The organism is Bacillus sp. A01H, assembly GCF_045277205.1.
GTDB lineage: Bacteria > Bacillota > Bacilli > Bacillales > Bacillaceae_G > Bacillus_A > Bacillus_A paranthracis.
Map to the genome: position 1 here is coordinate 2,574,470 of NZ_CP117702.1, position 20,082 is coordinate 2,594,551.

Sequence of the window (20,082 nt, forward strand, 5' to 3'; positions counted from 1 at the left end):
TGAATAGGATTAGTCTGTACATTTATAGAAAAGGGATGTATTTCGCTCTGCGAAAATATAGTCTTTTCATATGATTTGTGCTGCCTCCTGTTCAGAACATGAAATAGGGGGCTTTTTTATGTCGACAAATGTAGAAACGAAACAAAATAATGGGGTATCACAAGTATTAAAAAACCGGTTTGTACAGGGGATTCTAGCATCAGCATTATTTTTACAAATTGGAATATGGGTTCGGAACTTTGCGGTATTACTATATGTAATGGAAATGACAAAGGGTGATGCTTTTGCTATTTCGATGATTTCAGTGGCGGAGTTTGCTCCAATTTTCATCTTTTCCTTTATTGGTGGAACGTTTGCTGATAGGTGGAAGCCGAAGAGGACTATGATATGGTGTGAGACTTTAAGTTCTTTATCAGTATTTGCAGTATTAATTACTCTAATGTTTGGAACGTGGAAAATCGTGTTTTTTGTCACACTTATTTCTGCAATCCTTTCGCAATTTTCTCAGCCATCTGGCATGAAATTGTTTAAACAGCATTTATCGGCAGAACAAATTCAATTAGCAATGTCTATTTATCAAACAATATTTGCGATATTTATGGTGTTAGGACCGATTCTTGGAACATTTATTTTTCATAGTTTTGGAATTTATATTTCAATCATTATTACAGGTATCGCTTTTTTACTTGCAGCAGCTGTGTTGTTATTTCTTCCGAAAGATCTTGAGAATGATAATGAGAAGAAAGAAATCACTATATTACAGGAAATGCTTGATGGTATTAAATATGTGAAAAAGAAAAAAGCATTAACTTTGCTAGGGCTTTGTTTTATGGCAGCAGGACTAGGAATTGGTTTAATTCAGCCGTTAGGTATTTTTATTGTGACTGAGCAGTTAGGATTATCAAAAGAGAGTTTACAATGGTTACTAACAGTAAATGGTGCAGGAATGATTGTTGGCGGTGCTTTAGCGATGGTGTTTGCAAAAAATGTTGCGCCGCAAAAGATGTTAATTATCGGTATGCTTGGTCAGGCAATCGGCATCGGTATTATAGGTTATTCCACCAATTTATGGGTAACACTCACAGCACAACTTTTTAGCGGTTTAGCTCTTCCTTGTATTCAAATAGGTATTAATACGCTCATTATTCAAAATAGTGATACTGATTTTATTGGTCGTGTAAATGGCATTTTAAGTCCGCTATTCACCGGTTCAATGGTAGTAACGATGAGTATTGCTGGTTCATTAAAAGAAATGTTTTCATTAAGTACGATGTACGAAGGCACAGCTTTACTATTTATAATTGGATTATTATTTATTTTACCTATATACAATTTAAAGCCAGTTATAGCAATAGAGAGTGAAATGAATAGGAAAGGAAGTGCTGTGCAACATGAATCCTAATCCAAATGTTAAATACCCTATCGAAGGAAATAAAAATGTTCACTTTATAAAAAATACAATAACGAAAGCTAATATACTCGCCGGAGATTATTCATATTATGATGCGAAAGATGGAGAAACATTTGAAGATCGAGTATTACATCATTATGAATTTCTTGGAGATCGCCTTATCATTGGAAAGTTTTGTTGTATTGCAAATGGAGTTACCTTTATTATGAATGGAGCGAATCATCGGATGGATGGATTCTCGGCATATCCATTTAATATATTTGGAAATGGATGGGAGAAGTATACACCTAATTTGTCTGATTTACCTTACAAAGGTGATACAGTTATAGGAAATGACGTTTGGATCGGTATGGATACAACAATTATGCCTGGAATAAAAATAGGGGATGGTGCAATAATAGCAGCTAAATCGGTTGTGACTAGAGACGTTGCACCATATACAATTGTTGGTGGAAACCCTGCATATAAAATAAGGGAGAGATTTTCAAATGCAATAATAGAAGAATTATTGCAAATACAATGGTGGCATTTTCATATTGAAAAAATAACTGAAAATATAGGTGCTATTGTACAAGGAGATATAGAGCCATTAAGAAAGCTAAAAAGGGAATAAAAAATGCATAACAAAAAGTATCATACCTCCGAATTTTGTTAATGATAATAGAACGAGGAGGTGTGATACTATGGCACAAGACGTTTTATGTGAAGTAAACAACTGTAAATTTTGGGCTAACGGCAATAAATGTAGCGCAGACGCAATTTATGTAGTAAGTCATAAAGGAAAACAAGCATCGACTACAGAAGAAACAGATTGCAAAACTTTCGATCCGGAAGTATAAATTTTTGAAGGGTAGCCAAATCGTGGTTGCCCTTTTATTAATTATAGTATTGATAATAAATCTCATTTTCATTCATTGTTTTTAACTTTTCTTTTATTTTTTCATATTTTCTTCATAAGTGATGTAATCCAGAGCAATTCATGTTCGATACGTGATTTACTAAATTCAATTACTTCTGTAATAAAAGGTGAACTAGCATCTAAAGATTGAATAGCAGTAAGTTGTTTTATGTAGTATGTCTTGGCGTATTGTTAAAACTTCTTTTCTAGCTTCATAATCAAGCTTTTCAAAAAGCGCGATACGAACAAGAAATTCTATATTGTTTGTCGCGAGTTTTTTGGGAAACTCGCGCAACATTTCAGAAAAATTTCTTCTCCTGTTTCAGTAATTTCATACATATTTCGGTTTGGTTTTCCGACTTGTGTATGTACTTTTTTCGTTATAGCCCTCATACTCTCAAAACGTCGAAGAGAAGGATAAAGCATATTATGATTTAATTCAAAATTCTTACCTATTCGCTTAAAACTCAATAAACTGTTCAGCAAGGTACAAATTTACTGTACCTTGTTTTTTTATTTCTCAATTGTAAAATTTTAGTTGGTTATTTAGTATGGAAGTGTGTGAATAAGAGTAGAGGAGGATGCTTATGTTAACGTGTAATGGAAGTAAGACGTTCCAAACATTTATTAAAGCTGTAACGGATTTAATAAATAGTAATTTGTTAGAAGATCAAATTGTTTGTGGGATTGAAAAATTATTAGAAGAACTTTTAGAAAAGAAAACATGGCTTCCGTTAGAAAAACAGAAGGCGAATTCGGCTCAATATGCACGACACTTGCTTTATGAAGATCCTTTAAATCGTTTTGAAGTATTAGCTCTTGTATGGAAAGATGGACAATCGACTCCTTTACATGATCATGATGGCACATGGGGAGTAGAAGGCGTATTTACAGGAAGAATAATGGTGCAGAACTTTATACAAACGAAGCAGCTTGAAAATTCACTTGTTTATTTAACTCATACAGGAAATCTTTATTTGGGAGAAGGAGAAACAGATAAAGTCATTCCACCAGCTGATTGTCATATTCTTGAAATAGCAGAAAATGAAAGCGTTGTCACTATTCATGTTTACGGAAAACGTTTAGAAAAGTTTAAAATATATGTCCCAACTGAAGAAAAGAATGTGTACATGTGTGAGACGAAATATATTAGTTATAGTTCATAGTTTAAAATCAGAAGCTTTTCTTTAAAAAGAAAAGCTTCTGATTTTATTTTTAATTATTTCTTGACCTGAAACGCTTTTCATAAATTATAACTAAAGAGAACCTCACGAGATCAGTGTGAAAACGATACCTTGAATATAGGTAGAACTCGTGTATTTTAGAAAGTGGTGAAGAAATAATGAAATTAATAGCAATTGATTTAGATGGAACCCTTCTTTCAGGGAATAAAATGATTAGTACAGAGAATGCAAAAGCAATTCGAGCATGTCAAGAAGCGGGCCATGTTGTAGCGATTTGTACAGGACGTTCTATTGTCGATATTGAACGATTATTGTTAGAAGCTGATTTAGAGTGTCCGATCATTGCAGAAAATGGTGCACTTATATATAAAGATAAAAAAATGATGAAAAGATATCCAATTCAAAATATGCAGGCACTTAAAATAGTAGAATATCTTGAAGAGAATGGTTTATATTATCAACTTTATACAGATAAAGGCGTATATGTTCCAGAATATGGAGTGGAAAGTGTACGCAGGGAAATTGAGGATTTGAAAAATTCAAAAACAAATGTGGATATACAAGAATTAGAAACAATTGCAGCATTATACCTTGAGCATACAGCATTTCATAGTACGGAAAGTTGCAAGTCAATTGTAGAAACAGAAATACACGTGCATAAATTGTTGCCATTTTCTTATGATATAGAGAAATTAAAAAAACTAAAAGAAACATTTCTTCATAATTCAGATTTAGCAATTACATCTTCATATTGGCACAATTTAGAGATTAATCATCGAGATGCTCAAAAAGGGAATGGATTATACACTTTAGCTGAATATCTTAATATTTCAGTTGAAAATACTGTTGCGATAGGTGATGGGCTAAACGATGTTTCTATGATGGAAAAAGCGAACATTTCAATTGCAATGGGAAATGCTGTTGAAGAAATAAAAGCGATGTGTAAATATGAAACATTATCTAATGAAGAACATGGTGTTGCACATGCTTTATATAAATATGTAATGTAACATAAAAAGAAAAAAAGAATCCAATTGGATTCTTTTTTTCTTTTTATTAGGGGTAAGGTATTCTATGAGATTCATAGAAGCCTTATTACATTTTATTATATAGAATATATTGGAATAAATGTTTATATTTTTCATGATAATTGTGAAAGTTTTATGAACTTTATATGTAATGTATTTTTATATTGCTACTAGTGTGTATAAAACTATGTCAAAACTTAACGAATGTAAGGATGTTAAGGAGAGTTCATGCAACATAAAAGATCATGATTGGCTCAGCTAATAATCAGTCGGAGATGAATAAAACTTACTAATTAGAGTTTCAATTTGCATGCATATATTTTTTGTTTTTAATTGAAAAATAAAATTTGTTCGAATAATTATTCTTCAGCTATATACCTACAGGCACATTCTTCGTATAATGGAGAAGTATGAATTTAAAGTTTGTATGAATTTTACATATTGAGGTGAAAAAGGAATGAATGCGCGGCTAATGGAACTTATTGATGTGAGTACAATAGAAACCATGGCAGAACAATTTTATCAATTAACCAACATATCACATCAACTTCTTGATGCTGAAAAAGAATGTATATTTTCATTTGGAATAAATGAAAAGAAAATATGTAAACTTCCCAAAATTGAAATCCCCATTTTTTTATACAATCAATATTTAGGATCTTTTGTTGTATGGTCTCAGAAAAGCGAAATTTTCAATTCCCAAAAATACTTTGAAATGCTTTCAAATCTAATTATAGGTGGGGTAATGAAAGGATTTCAAAATAAAAATACAACGTTACTTACTCGAAAAGAGGAGGAACTACATACAATCTTACAAAACATGCCTGTTATGGTTGATGCACTTGATTATAATGGAGATTTTGTTTTGTGGAATCGCGAATGTGAAATTGTAACAGGATATACTGCGGAAGAGGTAATTGGAAATCCAAACGCACTTCGCTTACTGTATCCTGATCATAATTATCGTCACGAGATACAAAAGAAATTTTTGACTCGTGGAAAGAACTTTAGAGATTGGGAAATGCGCTTAACATGTAAAAATGGTGAAATTAAAACGATAATGTGGTCCAATATATCAGAACAGTTTCCTGTAAGTGGATTTAGTTATTGGGCTGTTGGTGTAGATATTACACATTTAAAAGCAATAGAAGAGAAATTAATACAACAAACGTCTGAATTGGAATTAATTTTTCAAGCTTTACCAGACTTATGTTTCTTAACAGAAGATGACGGCACAATTATTGATTATAAAGCAGGATCCCCTACAAAATTTTACGTACCCGCAGAAGCTTTTATGGGAAAAAAGTTTTACGATGTCTTACCATCTCCAGTAGCACAGCAGTTTCAGGAAGCCATTAGTCAAGTGAAGGAAAAAGGAACGAATGTAATAGTAGAATATCCACTTACACTTAATGGCAGTGTTGACTTCTTTGAAGCCAGGTGCTTACCATTATTACAGGATAAAATTATGATTATCGTACGCGATATTACAGAGCGAAAAAAGACAGAAGAATTGCTAAATAAATCAGATACGCTTGCAGCAATTGGACAATTAGCGGCTGGTGTAGCTCATGAAGTAAGAAATCCGTTAACTGTAATTAAAGGGTTTATTCAATTATTCCAAATTAATAAAGAAGATCAAGAAAAATATTTTAATCTTATGCTTTCTGAAATTGAACGGATAGAAGCAATCCTTCAAGAATTTCTATCCATTGCTAAAACGGATGAAATAAATACAGAAAAGAAAAATATTTATCAAATTTTTAAAAATGTCGTATCGCTAATGAATACAAAGGCAATTATGACGAATATTCAAGTTGAACTATTTACAGATACCAAAGATATAATCATTGAATGCTCAGAAAATCAACTGAAACAAGTATTTATTAACATTTTGCAAAATTCAATCGAAGCTATGCCAGATGGTGGGAGAATTTCAATTCACATAAAAGAAATAGGCAAAGATGGTATCATTATTAGTGTAATTGATAAAGGAATAGGAATACCTGAAGAACGAATTAAAAGATTAGGTGAACCATTCTATAGTACGAAAGAAAAAGGTACCGGTATTGGATTGATGTTAAGTTATAAAATTATTGAAAGTCATCAAGGGAATATAAGTATTATGAGTGAGGTTGGCGTCGGAACAACAGTAACGATTTACTTGCCAAAAATTCAGAGTAAAAAGCCTTTATCAAATTATGATGATAGATTAGAATCAATACGTTCAATTATTAATTCTTAAATACCCAATAACGAAAAGTTAAGCTTTTCGTTATTGGGTATTTTTGTATTTAATTTAGAAAACTTTACCTTTTCTTTAGATTTGCTTTAATTTCTATTAAGTTTTTATCAATATATTAGTATTTGTGCAAAGTAATGTATAGAAAATGTGCATTACTTTTAATATATAGATTCAATTATTAATAGAAATACAGTAAGGAGGAGATTATGACAAGGTGAAAAAACAAGAGAAAAAAAGCGGTAGAGCAGTACCGATGCGGTTAAACATTTTATTCTTATGTGTATTTATATTGTTTTCTGCCATGATTATACAATTAGGTAAAGTACAAATTATTGATGGTGAGACGTATAAAAATGAAGTGGAGAAGAGAGAAAATGCAACCGTAAGCCTTTCTGTGCCGCGGGGGAAAATATTTGACCGAGAAGGGAATCCAGTAGTTGCTAATAAGTCTTTACGTACAATTACATATACAAAGATGAAAGGTGTAAAATCAGAAGAAATATTAAAAACAGCAAGACAACTTGCAGACATAATTGAAATACCAAAAGAAGATATAGATAAACTAACTGAGACGGATAAGAAAGATTTTTGGATGCAATTAAATCCGACACTAACCGAAAAATTAGTATCTAAAAAAGAAATAAATAGGTTCAGAGATAAAGATATTACCGGAAAAAATTTAGATAAAAAAATTGAAGAGTTAAAAAGAAAACGAGTTACGGATAAAAATCTTCAAGATTTAACAGATAAAGATATAAAAGTGTTAGCTATTAAAAGTAAGATGACTTCTGGTTATCAAATGGCTCCACAAATTATAAAAAAAGACGTTAGTGAAAAGGAATTTACTATAATTAGTGAAGGTTTAGCAAATCTCCCAGGTGTAGACGTGTCGGTTGATTGGGAGAGAGTGTATGTGAATGATGGATTATTCCGATCTGTTCTTGGAAATGTTTCTAATTCTGATGAAGGATTACCAAGTGAACGATTAGATTATTACTTAGTACGTGATTATAGCCGAAATGATAGGGTTGGAAAAAGTTATATCGAGCAGCAATATGAAGATGTACTTCATGGTACAAAAAAAGAAGTAAGAAGCGTTGCAGATAAACAAGGTACTACAATTAGAACGGAAACAATTTCTGAGGGAAAGAGCGGTAAGAACTTAACTTTAACGATAGATATGGAATTACAGAAAAAAGTAGAAGAAAGTATAGAAAAAATATTAAAGGCATATAAAGGATCTGAATCTATGTTGGACCGTGCTTTCGTTGTAATGATGAATCCGAAAAACGGACAAGTATTATCAATGGCTGGGAAAAGACTTGTAGAACAAGACGGGAAAACAGAAATTGAAGACTATGCATTAGGTACAATGACTAGTTCATATGAGCTGGGATCAACAGTTAAAGGTGCCACAGTTTTAACTGGATTTGAAACGAAAGCTATAACACCAGGTACTTATTTTTATGATGCACCTATGAAGTTTAAAGGTACTAGGGAGAAGAAATCTTGGAAAGAGTTTGGAAACATTGATGATTTAAGAGCGTTACAAGTCTCTTCAAACGTTTATATGTTTCATACAGCATTAAAAATTGCAGGTGTGGATTATGTGAAAAATAGTTCATTAAATATTAAACAGGAATACTTTGATAAAATGAGGTACTATTTCAGACAATTCGGATTAGGTGTTCCAACGGGTATTGATTTACCGAATGAAACAGCTGGACAAATTGGTAAAAAAGATAATCAGCCGGGTTTCTTATTAGATTACTCAATTGGTCAGTATGACACGTATACACCACTTCAGCTCGTACAGTATATTTCAACAATTGCAAACGGTGGATATCGAATGAAGCCACAAATTGTACAAGAGGTAAGAGAGCAAACGTCGCAAAAAGATGAGATTGGTAAAGTGGTGCATGCAGTAGAACCAATTGTTTTAAATAAAATTGATATGAAAGAGGAATATATAAATCAAGTAAAAGAAGGATTTAGAAAGGTATTCCAAGAGGGTGATGGAACAGGAGTAAGGGCGTTCCAAAAAGCATCTTATAAACCAGCAGGTAAAACAGGAACAGCACAGACAGTTTACGGTGGAGAAAGCGATATTGGAAGAAATGAAAAGGGCGAGAGAAGAGAATGTTATAACTTAACGTTAGCAGGGTATGCGCCATATGATAATCCAGAAGTAGCATTCTCTGTAGTTGTGCCGTGGGTTATGAATGATAAATCTGGCATTAACTCTGATATTGGAAAAGAAGTTTTAGATGCTTATTTTGAATTGAAAAATAAGAGATTTACTGGAGAAAATTTACAAATAGATAGCTCTCAAGAAGGTTAAAACATATGAAATAATATAGAAACTAGAGTCATTTAATTTAGGGATAGATTCAAAATGGGTGATAGAAAGGTAAAATCATTCTATCAATTGTTCACGTTTTATAAAATAAATCATATATTGATAGCATAGGACAAGCTGAAAAGCTTATTCTAACCTCACAGAACACTCCTTATCACGGTTAGGCATCTACTTATGTAGATGCCTTTTTTAATTAAATAACTGACAATTATTTATCAATCTAAAGTAGCAAGTATATTAGGACTATTAGGGGAAGATTGACGGTAATCATTACAGTATGATTAATAAGAGTGTTGAAATGTAAGGAGTGAGAAAGAAGTGCTAAATATTTTAATGATTAATTTTCCAGCAGAGGGACATGTAAACCCGACATTAAGTTTAGTCAAAGCCTTTACTGAACGGGGGGATCACGTACACTATATTACTACAGAACACTTTAAAGGCAGAATTGAAGATTTGGGAGCTACTGTATATACCCATCCAGATTTATTAAAGGATATTTCTATTGATACTGAAACTTCATATGGATTGAACTCTTTCTTTCATGTACATGTTCAAACTTCTTTATATATATTAGAAATTACGAAACAATTATGTGAAAGCATTAATTTTGATTTCGTAATTTATGATATATTTGGTGCTGGAGAGTTAGTAAAGGAGTATTTACAAATTCCAGGCATAGTTTCTTCTCCTATATTTTTAATTCCTACTGAATTTTTGGAGACTTTACCTTTTCATCCTAATGCAGAAATACCATTCCAACCTGATGAAATTTCTGAACAGTTACTATATCGAATGGAACATGAATTTGGAGTAAAGCCTAAAAACAATCTTCAATTTATGCATAACAAGGGAGATATTACTCTTGTGTACACAAGTCGTTACTTCCAACCTAATAGCGATTTGTTTGGAGAAAATAACATTTTTATTGGACCAAGTATTTCAAAGCGTAAAACAAATGTAGAGTTTCCACTTGAATTGCTTAAAGGTAAGAAAGTTATTTATATTTCAATGGGGACACTGCTTGAAGGACTTGAACCATTCTTTAATACTTGTATTGATACTTTCTCAGATTTTAAAGGGGTAGTTGTAATGGCAATTGGTGATAGAAATGATCGTTCTAAAATTAAGAAAGCGCCAGACAATTTTATAATTGCTTCATACGTACCCCAATCAGAAATATTAAATGAAGCAGATGTTTTTATTACACATGGCGGCATGAACAGTGTACACGACGCTATTTATTTTAATGTCCCATTTGTCATCATTCCACATGATAAAGATCAACCGATGATAGCACAAAGACTAACTGAGCTGGAAGCTGCACATAGGTTATTGAAAGAGCATGTTAATGTACAAAGTTTAAAAGAAGCGGTAACAGACGTACTTTTAAATGAAAAGTATAAGCATGGTATACGAAAACTGAAGGATAGTTTTTTAGATTGTGGTGGTTCAAATGAAGCAATCACAGTGATTACATCTCTTTTAAATAAATAGTGTGGGTAATATAAAAGCATAGAGGCTCAACCTTTATGCTTTTATATGATTATCCCGCAAACTGCACAGCAGTATTTGCATGTAAAAAAGCAGTATCAAAAACAGGAACAGTAAGGTCGTTTTGGGAAATGAGCAACGGTATTTCGGTGCAACCTAGTAGTATACCTTCTGCGCCATTTTGAATTAATGATTTTGTAATTTGTAATAGCTTTTCTTTTGATGTTTCTGAAATAATTCCTTTACTTAATTCATTTAAAATAACATGATGAATAAAATTTCTTTCCTCTTCATTTGGGATGATTGTCTCAATGTTATAGTTTGCTAGACGTGATTTATAGAAGTCTTGTTCCATCGTTTGTTTCGTACCCAATAATCCGATACGCTTTATATTCTGTTCTACCATTTCTTTAGCACTTACATCACCTATGTGAAGAAGTGGAATGGATATTGCACTTTCTACTTCTTCAGCAAATAAATGGACCGTATTGGAACACATTAATAAACATTCAGCTCCGGATTTTTCAACCTTCTTTGCAACAGTAACTAATTCGTTTTTCACTTCTTCATATTGATGATTTTGTAATAAAGTCGTTACTTCACCAAAGTCCATGCTATATAAAACAAGCTTTGCATTTTGATCGTATTGAGAGAGTGTAAGTGTATTAATATGTTTATAATATAATGATGTAGATTCCCAACTTAGTCCACCAATTAAACCGATTACTTTCATCGTACATTCCTCCCGTAACTATTTTGAATTCATTATTTCACAATTCCGATAAGAATACAATGATTTAAATGTATTGTTAAACAAAAAATAAAAATAATTAGAAAAGTGTTGAAATTTATACTTTTTAATGCCATAATACGAATTATAAATTAATACTTATCCAGAGAGGTGGAGGGACCGGCCCTATGAAACCTCAGCAACCCCTATGTAAATGTATAGGAAGGTGCTAATTCCGCAGAGAACACGATGTGTTTTTTGGAAGATAAGAGGATTCTTGAACGTGAAAGAAAATGGCCTCTTATATAAGAGGCCATTTTTTGTTGTATAGAAAGGGAGTGTCGATGCATAATTCATTTTGAAAATAAATATAGAGTAATAAAAGTTGACTAATAAGAGAGGGGAATTGTAATGAACAAATTATCAACGAAGTTAGTAGTGGCAATCGGGATTGGAGCAGCATTATACGGGATATTAGGACTTTGGGGATTTTCTATTGCACCAAATACATTTATTAAACCTGCATTAGCTATTTTAACCGTTTTTGGAGCGTTATTTGGTCCAGTGGCAGGGCTGTTAATAGGACTTATCGGTCATACTGTAACAGATACAATTGCTGGCTGGGGTATTTGGTGGGGCTGGGTTTTTAGTTCCGGCATTATCGGCTTTGCAATGGGGTTCATTCAAAAAAGAGTTGGCTTTAGTGTGAAAAACGGGACATATAATAAGGGAGATATTTCTTATTTAGCCATTACTGGCTTAATTGGAATTGTCATTGCTATTATATTTGCTGGGGCATTCGATATTATTGTAATGGGAGAACCGTTTGACAAAATTGTTATACAAGTGTTAGGTGCAACAATTGCTGACGTTATTGTATTTTTAGTTCTTGGATTGCCGATTACAATAGGCCTAGCTAAATCGAATAAGAAACATACACATTTAAAAATTGAAAAGTAGGGATATTAAAATGCAACCAATTATTTCTTTTGAACAATTCAACTTTCAATATAAGCATGCAGCGCAGCCTACTGTGAAAGACATTACATTTCATATATATCCTGGGGAAAAAGTGCTAATTGCTGGACGAAGTGGTTCAGGGAAATCAACGTTAGCTCATTGTATGAATGGGCTAATCCCATTTTCTTATGAAGGGACTAGTACTGGTAATATTTTAATTGCTGGAAAAGATCCGAGGAAAAAGAGTGTTTTTGAACTGAGTAAACATGTAGGCACAATTTTGCAAGATCAAGATGCACAATTTATTGGTCTTACAGTAGAAGAAGATGTAGCCTTTTATTTAGAAAATGAATGTGTAAATCAGGATGAAATGAAAAAGATTGTCTCGGAGTCATTAAAAAAGGTAGGGATGCATACTTTTCATAAACAAAGTCCGCATGAATTATCTGGAGGGCAAAAACAAACTGTTTCTTTAGCGGGTTTGTTAACAACAAATGCTCCTATATTATTGTTCGATGAACCGTTAGCAAATTTAGATCCAGCTAGCAGCTTACATACAATTGAACTTATTAAAAATATACATAAGCAATATAATAAAACAATTGTAATTATTGAACATCGAATAGAAGAAATGTTAAATCTGGATTTAGATAAAATTATTTTAATTGATGAAGGGGAAATTGTTGCGATAGGGGCACCAGATGAGATTTTAGCGTCAAATATATTACCCTCAATCGGATTAAGAGAACCTATGTACATAGAAGGATTAAAAAGATTACATTTTGATAGTAATAATGACGTAATATATCCACTTGAAAATCTTCATAAGGAAAGTATTAGTGGCGTAATAAAAGAGTGGATGGAGAAAAAAGCTTTTTGTAAAGATACTCCTACAAAAAAAGAATTATTGAAAGTAGAGAATTTATCATTTTCATATCCTAATAAACAAAAAGTATTAGAGAATGTAAAATTATCCATATATGAAGGAGAAATTGTAGCACTTTTGGGCCATAACGGAGCTGGAAAATCAACATTAGCTCATAGTCTTATAGGAATAAACAAAACAAAAAATGGAAGGATTTTAATTGATGGAGTAAATATCAATTCTTGGTCTATACGTAAACGCGGTGAGATTATATCTTATGTCATGCAAAATCCAAATCACATGATTACACAACCTACTGTTATAGAAGAGGTTTCATTCACATTAAAATTAAAAAAGGTTTCAAAGAAAGAAATTAAGTTTAGAGCGGAGGAAGCGTTAAAAATTTGTGGTTTGTATCCATTTCGAAATTGGCCAATTCAGGCGTTAAGTTATGGACAAAAAAAGAGATTAACGATTGCATCTGTACTAACAGCAAATCCAAAACTTATCATATTAGATGAACCGACAGCGGGACAAGATTATTATCATTATAAACAGTTTATGTCGTTTATTAGAAAATTAGCTAAAAAGGGAATATCATTTATTTTTATCACACACGATATGAATCTCGCATCAGAATATGCGGACAGAGCAATAGTTCTACATGAAGGGGAAATTATTGCGAATAATACCGCGTCTACTGTATTAGGGCATCCAGAAACATTAAAAAGAGCGAACTTAAAGGAGAGCTCTTTATTCAAACTCGTTAAATTTAGTGGTATTGCAAATCCTGAAAAATTTATGGAACTTTATTTTAATGATATTAGGAGGGAGGAAGGTGTATAATACATATTTCCATCGCATGGACGGAGCAGTGAAATTGTTGTTATTTATTTTTGGTATGACGCTTACCTTTTTATTTTTTGATTTTCGCGTATTGCTATTCGTATTTATAATTGGATGTATCGGACTTTTAGTTGCTAAAATTCCATTTCGTAAAATTTTTATTGTTTTTACTGTTATATTTACATTTAGTTTATTAAATTCTGTCATGATCTTATTTATTACACCAACCCATGGATCTGAATTAACTGGATCGTATACTTCATTTATGTATATTGGATATGCAACAATTACATACGAAACATTATTTTATGCAGCTACACTTTCGTTAAAGTATTTTACGTTATTACCATTTACACTTATTTTTATTTATACGACTGATCCAAGCAAATTTGTGAGTAGCTTAAGTAAATTTCGAATTCATTATAAAATTACTTATGCGATAAATATTGCATTACGTTATATACCTGATATTCAGTCCGAATATAAAGTTATTAAACATGCCCAAGAGGCGAGAGGAGTAGCTTTCGAAAAAGGAGAAGCAAGTTTATGGATCCGCATGCAAAACCGTGTCTTAATTTTTTGGCCTTTAATTATTCATTCTTTAGAGAGAATCGATACAGTTTCAAACGCAATGGATTTAAGAGGGTTCGGAAAGAAGGATACACGTACGTGGTTCTATACAAATAAAGCGAAAAGCCAGGATTTCATTGCTTTATTTGTAGGTATTTTTATTTTAATTGCTGCAGTATATGTAAAGTTACATGTATTTCAAAATTTTTGGTATCCATTTTAAAGCACTCTCAAATGAGTGCTTTTACTTATTTTTATATAGACATGCTCAAAAAAGGGATATTTACATAATGTATAATACGAACCAGTTAAAATGATCAACTACCTATTAGTTTTCAAACCAAAAGGAGGAGAAAATATGAGTTACGGTGGTTCTTGTGGTTTTGGTGGAGGTTTCGCTTTATTAGTTGTGTTATTTATTTTATTAATTATCGTTGGATGCAGCTGCTGGGGCGGAGGGTACTAATTTTTAATTAGTCTCCACAAATGTAAAACTAAAAAACATAGAAGATACTTATGTATCGAAACAAATAAAAAAGGAGCATAATTGCTCCTTTTTTATTTATTGTTAAATGCGTTTGTATTACATTTCGGAAATGTAATTGTCAAAGTAGTACCTTTATTCATAACGCTTCGGATTTTCAAATTACCTTGCATCGTTTCAATGATCTTAACAGCAACCATTGTACCTAAACCTGTACCTTTCGTTTTTGTACTAAAATACGGTTCGCCAAATCGATTTATTTGCTCTTGTGACATACCAATTCCGCTATCTTCAATTCGTATGATAACTTTATTATTACTAATAGAAGAGGAGATATTTAAAGTACCGCCATTAGGCATTGCTTCAATACCATTTTTTAATAAGTTTAAAAAACATTGCTGAAAGTGCTGTTTATTACCAACTATTGTTGCCGTAGAGAAATCTTTTGTAATATGTATTGTATTCATATTACATAAAGGTAAGATCATATTAATAACTCGATTTAATTCTTGTTCTACTGAAATCTCATCTAATTTTTCTGAAGCAGGTTTGGCAAACGTTAAATAATCATCAATAATTCCTTGGGCGTGATGTAATTCTTCCAGTATATGCTTAATATACTCGTCTCTTGATTCTGGAGTTAAATTTGGTGTTTTTAAAAGTTGTGTAAATCCTTTTACAACAGTTAAGGGATTTCTTACTTCGTGCGATATACTAGCAGCGAGTTGGCTAACAATCTCCATTTTTTCCATTTTAATTAACTTCGATCGTATGCATACTGCATCTTTTAAAACTTCATTAAAATAAACTACAAACAACATTAAAACGGTTGGTAATATTATGAAATAAATGATGTACAAATTATTCACTTCAAAATCTGATAAAGTTAATACAATTACAGTTGTAAATATTGCTAAGAAAAATGTTAAAAACATTGCATAAGCTACTTTAATTTTTCTATTATACGTATTAAATTTTGCGGATGCGAATGCTGTAATGATAAACATTGTTCCATACACTACTATTGTTAACATACTAAATCCATAAAATGAAAATCTTGTAATTAATAAAATAGCAAACAATGTTATACCGACAGGGAAGCCACCATAAAGTGTACCTACTATAACCGGTATTTGTCTTAAATCATGAATACAATTTTCATCCATATAGATAGGATAGCGCATACATAAAATAAGAGGGATACTCGTACAAAGTATAATAAGTAGTTTTTTATATTTCTTCAAATTGCGCCCGCTATCATATATAAAATAAAAAATAAATATGCTACTTAAAATGTATAGAAGGTTATTTAACACGTGTTGATTGATATACACAAAGTTCATAATATTTGCCTCGTTATTTTTAATTTCCTTTTCATATATATTATCATGATAATAGTATAAACTATATATTTGTTTGAATAATATAGATTTATATCTTTTTAGTATTCGACACGTTTACCCACTCTTCATAAAATTCTTTAACTGATGCATATCGTTCGGTTCGGTTTTCATTTACTGCGCGATACGCTATTTCATATAAATCCCTACTTGCTTCCCATTTTGTAAAGGAGCGATCTATTCCACCACCTAAAATCGCGAAAGCCATTGCCCCCATATTAAATACATTTGTTCTCGAATCAATTATAGCGTTTAGCTCAAATTCTTCAGGAGACATAAAACGTGAGGAGCCCCATAATCTTCCCATTTTATTTACGTATGGTTTTTTAGAATATAAATCAATATCACAAATTTTCGTTTCATTTGTATTAAAATTATACATAATACTACCATCATAAAAATCTATCGCTACATATTTTTTCTTTTCGACATATGTATGGAAAGAAAAAATGGAATTTAAGGATTGAACTCGTTTTCTAACAGGTAAATGCTTAAATTTATAAAATGGAGAGTTTGGATTTTTATATTTTTCAGGAGGCGGGAAACTCCAGTGCGAATGAAGACATTCACCATCAAACCAATCGAAAATTAATACATATCCAGATTGAACTGGAAAGTGTTCAATTAGTTTTATAAGCGAGTTGTGTTTTAATTCCTCGTATAGGAAAACTGAATTTTTCAAACGTTCAATAGCGTCGTTTATTGTTCCTTCGTATGCAATTGTTTGTGCCCCTGCGTATTTAATGAATTTTTTATGGCCATTTTTTTCAACACCAAAACTTATATTACCTGAATCTTGCTGGTCAAAAACTGCAAATACGGTTCCTAATTTCAATAGCCAATCAAAATTATGATGTTCTTTTAACTGGAATGTAACTTGATTTAACTGAATTTCAACTGGAATATCTTTCATATTATACCTCGCATTTATTATAATTAAGTTATATATTTCAGTATTCGACACGTTTTGTAAAAATCCTATGTGAATCACATGAAATTTATATAAATATAATAATAAATAATTATAAAAAGGTGGATAAAATGGAACAACAAATCGTTATTAAACCATATGAAAAAGAGTGGCACGAAGAGTATTTAATAGAAAAAGAGAAATTTATTTCTTTATTCGGGGAAGATTGTATTGCTATTGAACATATAGGGAGCACATCTGTACAAGGGTTAGGAGCGAAACCTTTAATTGATATGATGATTGGCGTAACAGATTTGCAAATTATCGAAAAGTGGATTGATGATCTATTAAAAATCGGATATGAGTATGTTCCAAAAGAAACACCTAATTGGCGTTTTTTTAGAAAGGGAAAATGGAGAGCAGGTACTCATCATTTACATGTTTATATTTATAATAGTGACGAATGGAAAAACAATCTTTTATTTCGAGACTTTCTAATAAAGCATGAATGGGCACGTAAAGAATATAGAGAACTAAAAGAGAGACTTGCAGCTACATATCCTTTTGATCGTGTTTCTTATACAAATGCAAAAGCACCATTTATTCAAAAGATATTAGAATTAGCTAAAACTCAAAAGAATTAACATTACAGATTTTTATCTGAAAAAATTTAAAAAATCCCTTCCTGCGTTATTTATAGGGAGGGATTTTTTCTTTTGTCATAACGATATACATCTAATTATTAGAGACAGATTAGTTTATTTATTTCGATATTTCTAGTACATTGAAAATATTAAGGGGGAATGAAGCAATGAAAGCTATTGTACATCAATATAAAAAAGGGGTAGAGGGATTAGAATATAAACTTTCATCTGAAACAAATCCTAATGCCGGGGAAGTAAAAGTAAAGTTAAAAGCAGCAGGATTAAATCATAGGGATTTATTTATTATAAACAATAGAAAAGAAATGGATCTACCGTTAGTAATAGGGTCAGATGGTGCAGGTATTGTTACAGAAATAGGAGAAGGTGTTTCAGCTGATTTATTACAAACCGAGGTCATTATTAATCCTAGTATTGGATGGGATAATATTGCCGAAGTACCAGAGTTACCAGAGGTGTTAGGGGGACCAAAAGATGGAACGTTTGCTGAATATGTAATAGTGCCCGCTGAAAATGTAGTAGGAAAACCGTCATATCTTACTTGGGAAGAGTCTGGCGTTCTATCTTTATCGGCACTAACTGCATATAGAGCGCTTTTTACAAAGGGTAGATTAAAGCGTGGGGAACATGTTTTAATTCCTGGGATAGGCGGCGGTGTAGCGACATTTGCTATGTTATTTGCAAAAGCAATTGGCGCAAAAGTAAGTGTTACTTCAAGGGTAGAGAACAAAAGAAAATTTGCCGAAGCATATGGCGCAGATTTTTCTTTTAATAGTTCTGGAAATTGGGAAGAGAGTTTATGCGAAAGAAAAGTAGATTTAATAATTGATAGTATAGGTCCAGCAACATTCTTAAAATACTTTGATGTATTAAAACCGAATGGGAGAATTGTTAATTTTGGTGCAAGCTCCGGAGATAAAATTGAATTACCTTTACGAGCGTTATTTTATAATCAAATCGATATTATGGGGACATCTATGGGTAGCAGTGAAGAATTTAATGAAATGATTAAGTTTATAGAGAAATATAAGATTAAACCAATTATGGATAAAGTTTATTCGTTGGAAGAAGCGATTCAAGCGTTAAGACGTATGGAGCAGGGAGAACAGTTTGGTAATATCGCTCTACGTATGGAATAAAAATATGATTTAATAACCTATGTTTTTATATGTATATGTTATGTAATATATACACTTTTAGTTAGTGGGTTATATGATTTTAAAGGTTTTTCCATCATATATATTTTTAATGCGTGTAAATAGTTACATAATTGTCAAATGAAAAATAGTAACATGAATAAAGTGAAAATCTAAATGTGTGTAAATGTTGTATACTGTGTAAATCAAGTAAACTTGTATCTTAATTTCAAGTGAAATAAGAAATTATAAGGAGAGAGTAATGTGAATTACGCAGTATTTCAATGGATAAACAATTTAGCAGGTACATCTGTACTCTTAGATAAGGTAATGATTGCTATTACAAATAGTGCTGCATATGTGGCTATTCTATTCATGCTTATCTTATGGTTTCATAACGGAAAGAAAGAGAATGCGATAAGAAAACAATATACAGTGTTGTATACGACACTTTCAGTAATAATTGCATTGCTAGTAAATGTTTTTATTCATTTAGTATACTATCATCCACGTCCTTTTGTATCATATGATGTGAATCAATTAGTACCCCACGCAGAAAACTCATCCTTTGTTAGTGATCATTCTGTACTTGTATTATCGATTGCATTCATGTTTATTCTTAGAGGAGAAAAGTTAAGATATATCGCACTTTTGTGGGCAGTATTAGTTTGTATATCACGTTTGTATGTAGGTGTTCATTTTCCTTTAGATGTAATGGGTGCGGCTGTCATAACGATTTTAACAAGCTGTTTATTATTGCAGAAAAAACGTATTTTTGAACCAATAGCAAAACTTGTTTTCAAAATGTATGCATTCGTAGCGAAACGAATTCGTTTTTTAGAGAAATATAACCATGTAGCTTAAATTTCATAACTAGCCTTTTATAGTTTAGGAAAAAAT

At 31.7% G+C, this 20,082-nt stretch carries 18 protein-coding genes, 1 pseudogene and 1 riboswitch; of the genes and pseudogenes, 15 read left to right on the top strand and 4 right to left on the bottom strand.

Going from position 1 to position 20,082, the window contains the following annotated elements:
• Positions 1-118: 118 nt before the first annotated feature.
• From PSR14_RS13530 to PSR14_RS13540, 3 genes are all read left to right on the top strand, one after another.
• Positions 119-1,402, top strand: coding sequence for an MFS transporter (locus tag PSR14_RS13530; RefSeq protein WP_000106380.1), 1,284 nt, complete (start codon positions 119-121; stop codon positions 1,400-1,402).
• Positions 1,392-2,024 carry a Vat family streptogramin A O-acetyltransferase gene (locus PSR14_RS13535; protein ID WP_001069220.1) on the top strand — a complete coding sequence of 211 codons (633 nt, stop codon included), beginning with the start codon at positions 1,392-1,394 and terminating at the stop codon, positions 2,022-2,024. The genes PSR14_RS13530 and PSR14_RS13535 overlap by 11 nt, the downstream gene beginning before the upstream one ends.
• Before the next feature lie 70 nt (positions 2,025-2,094).
• Positions 2,095-2,250, top strand: a complete 156-nt coding sequence (locus PSR14_RS13540; RefSeq protein WP_000046091.1) for a DUF1540 domain-containing protein — start codon at positions 2,095-2,097, stop codon at positions 2,248-2,250.
• A 101-nt stretch (positions 2,251-2,351) separates the two neighbouring features.
• Here the strand turns inward: PSR14_RS13540 and PSR14_RS13545 are convergent.
• A pseudogene (locus tag PSR14_RS13545) lies at positions 2,352-2,804 on the bottom strand (PadR family transcriptional regulator).
• Between the two features lie 92 nt (positions 2,805-2,896).
• Between PSR14_RS13545 and PSR14_RS13550 the strand changes: the two are divergent.
• The 5 genes from PSR14_RS13550 to PSR14_RS13570 all read left to right on the top strand — a co-directional run bounded on the left by PSR14_RS13550 (position 2,897) and on the right by PSR14_RS13570 (position 10,622).
• Positions 2,897-3,475, top strand: a complete 579-nt coding sequence (locus PSR14_RS13550; protein WP_000954454.1) for a cysteine dioxygenase family protein — start codon at positions 2,897-2,899, stop codon at positions 3,473-3,475.
• A 176-nt stretch (positions 3,476-3,651) separates the two neighbouring features.
• Positions 3,652-4,503: a Cof-type HAD-IIB family hydrolase gene (locus PSR14_RS13555; protein ID WP_000766401.1), complete on the top strand. Its 852-nt coding sequence runs from the start codon at positions 3,652-3,654 to the stop codon at positions 4,501-4,503.
• Positions 4,504-4,978: 475 nt separating this feature from the next.
• Entirely contained in the window at positions 4,979-6,766 is a 1,788-nt protein-coding gene (locus PSR14_RS13560; protein ID WP_000994080.1) for an ATP-binding protein, read from the top strand.
• Positions 6,767-6,980: 214 nt separating this feature from the next.
• Complete coding sequence (locus tag PSR14_RS13565; protein WP_073541702.1) at positions 6,981-9,107, top strand: penicillin-binding protein 2; 2,127 nt, start codon at positions 6,981-6,983, stop codon at positions 9,105-9,107.
• A gap of 336 nt (positions 9,108-9,443) precedes the next feature.
• Positions 9,444-10,622 (top strand): macrolide family glycosyltransferase, encoded by a 1,179-nt coding sequence (locus PSR14_RS13570; protein ID WP_000932125.1) that lies wholly within the window; start codon positions 9,444-9,446, stop codon positions 10,620-10,622.
• Positions 10,623-10,671: 49 nt separating this feature from the next.
• On the opposite strand, the gene PSR14_RS13575 is transcribed toward PSR14_RS13570, so the two are convergent.
• Positions 10,672-11,352 carry an aspartate/glutamate racemase family protein gene (locus PSR14_RS13575; RefSeq protein ID WP_000864406.1) on the bottom strand — a complete coding sequence of 227 codons (681 nt, stop codon included), beginning with the start codon at positions 11,350-11,352 and terminating at the stop codon, positions 10,672-10,674.
• A 153-nt stretch (positions 11,353-11,505) separates the two neighbouring features.
• Positions 11,506-11,621: riboswitch (SAM riboswitch) on the top strand.
• Between the two features lie 139 nt (positions 11,622-11,760).
• Here PSR14_RS13575 and PSR14_RS13580 point away from each other — a divergent pair.
• The 4 genes from PSR14_RS13580 (at position 11,761) to PSR14_RS13595 (ending at position 15,056) form a co-directional block, all read left to right on the top strand.
• The gene (locus PSR14_RS13580) at positions 11,761-12,309 is read left to right on the top strand and encodes an ECF-type riboflavin transporter substrate-binding protein (RefSeq protein ID WP_046199162.1); all 549 of its coding nucleotides are present in this window, start codon (positions 11,761-11,763) and stop codon (positions 12,307-12,309) included.
• A gap of 10 nt (positions 12,310-12,319) precedes the next feature.
• Positions 12,320-14,020, top strand: a complete 1,701-nt coding sequence (locus PSR14_RS13585; RefSeq protein WP_061536455.1) for an ABC transporter ATP-binding protein — start codon at positions 12,320-12,322, stop codon at positions 14,018-14,020.
• Positions 14,013-14,813 (top strand): energy-coupling factor transporter transmembrane protein EcfT, encoded by an 801-nt coding sequence (locus PSR14_RS13590; protein WP_000282909.1) that lies wholly within the window; start codon positions 14,013-14,015, stop codon positions 14,811-14,813. The genes PSR14_RS13585 and PSR14_RS13590 overlap by 8 nt, the downstream gene beginning before the upstream one ends.
• A gap of 135 nt (positions 14,814-14,948) precedes the next feature.
• Positions 14,949-15,056, top strand: coding sequence for a YjcZ family sporulation protein (locus PSR14_RS13595; protein WP_000120182.1), 108 nt, complete (start codon positions 14,949-14,951; stop codon positions 15,054-15,056).
• 92 nt (positions 15,057-15,148) lie between these two features.
• Here PSR14_RS13595 and PSR14_RS13600 read toward each other — a convergent pair whose 3' ends face one another.
• Positions 15,149-16,417 carry a HAMP domain-containing sensor histidine kinase gene (locus PSR14_RS13600; RefSeq protein WP_098487553.1) on the bottom strand — a complete coding sequence of 423 codons (1,269 nt, stop codon included), beginning with the start codon at positions 16,415-16,417 and terminating at the stop codon, positions 15,149-15,151.
• 88 nt (positions 16,418-16,505) lie between these two features.
• Entirely contained in the window at positions 16,506-17,387 is an 882-nt protein-coding gene (locus tag PSR14_RS13605; RefSeq protein ID WP_074532994.1) for a serine/threonine protein kinase, read from the bottom strand.
• Positions 17,388-17,515: 128 nt separating this feature from the next.
• On the opposite strand from PSR14_RS13605, the gene PSR14_RS13610 reads away from it, so the two are divergent.
• The 3 genes from PSR14_RS13610 (at position 17,516) to PSR14_RS13620 (ending at position 20,046) form a co-directional block, all read left to right on the top strand.
• Positions 17,516-18,028 (top strand): GrpB family protein, encoded by a 513-nt coding sequence (locus PSR14_RS13610; RefSeq protein ID WP_000437685.1) that lies wholly within the window; start codon positions 17,516-17,518, stop codon positions 18,026-18,028.
• A 167-nt stretch (positions 18,029-18,195) separates the two neighbouring features.
• Complete coding sequence (locus tag PSR14_RS13615; RefSeq protein ID WP_073541705.1) at positions 18,196-19,185, top strand: zinc-binding dehydrogenase; 990 nt, start codon at positions 18,196-18,198, stop codon at positions 19,183-19,185.
• A gap of 261 nt (positions 19,186-19,446) precedes the next feature.
• On the top strand, positions 19,447-20,046 hold the full coding sequence (locus tag PSR14_RS13620) for an undecaprenyl-diphosphatase (RefSeq protein ID WP_001104979.1): 600 nt from the start codon (positions 19,447-19,449) through the stop codon (positions 20,044-20,046).
• Positions 20,047-20,082: the final 36 nt, after the last annotated feature.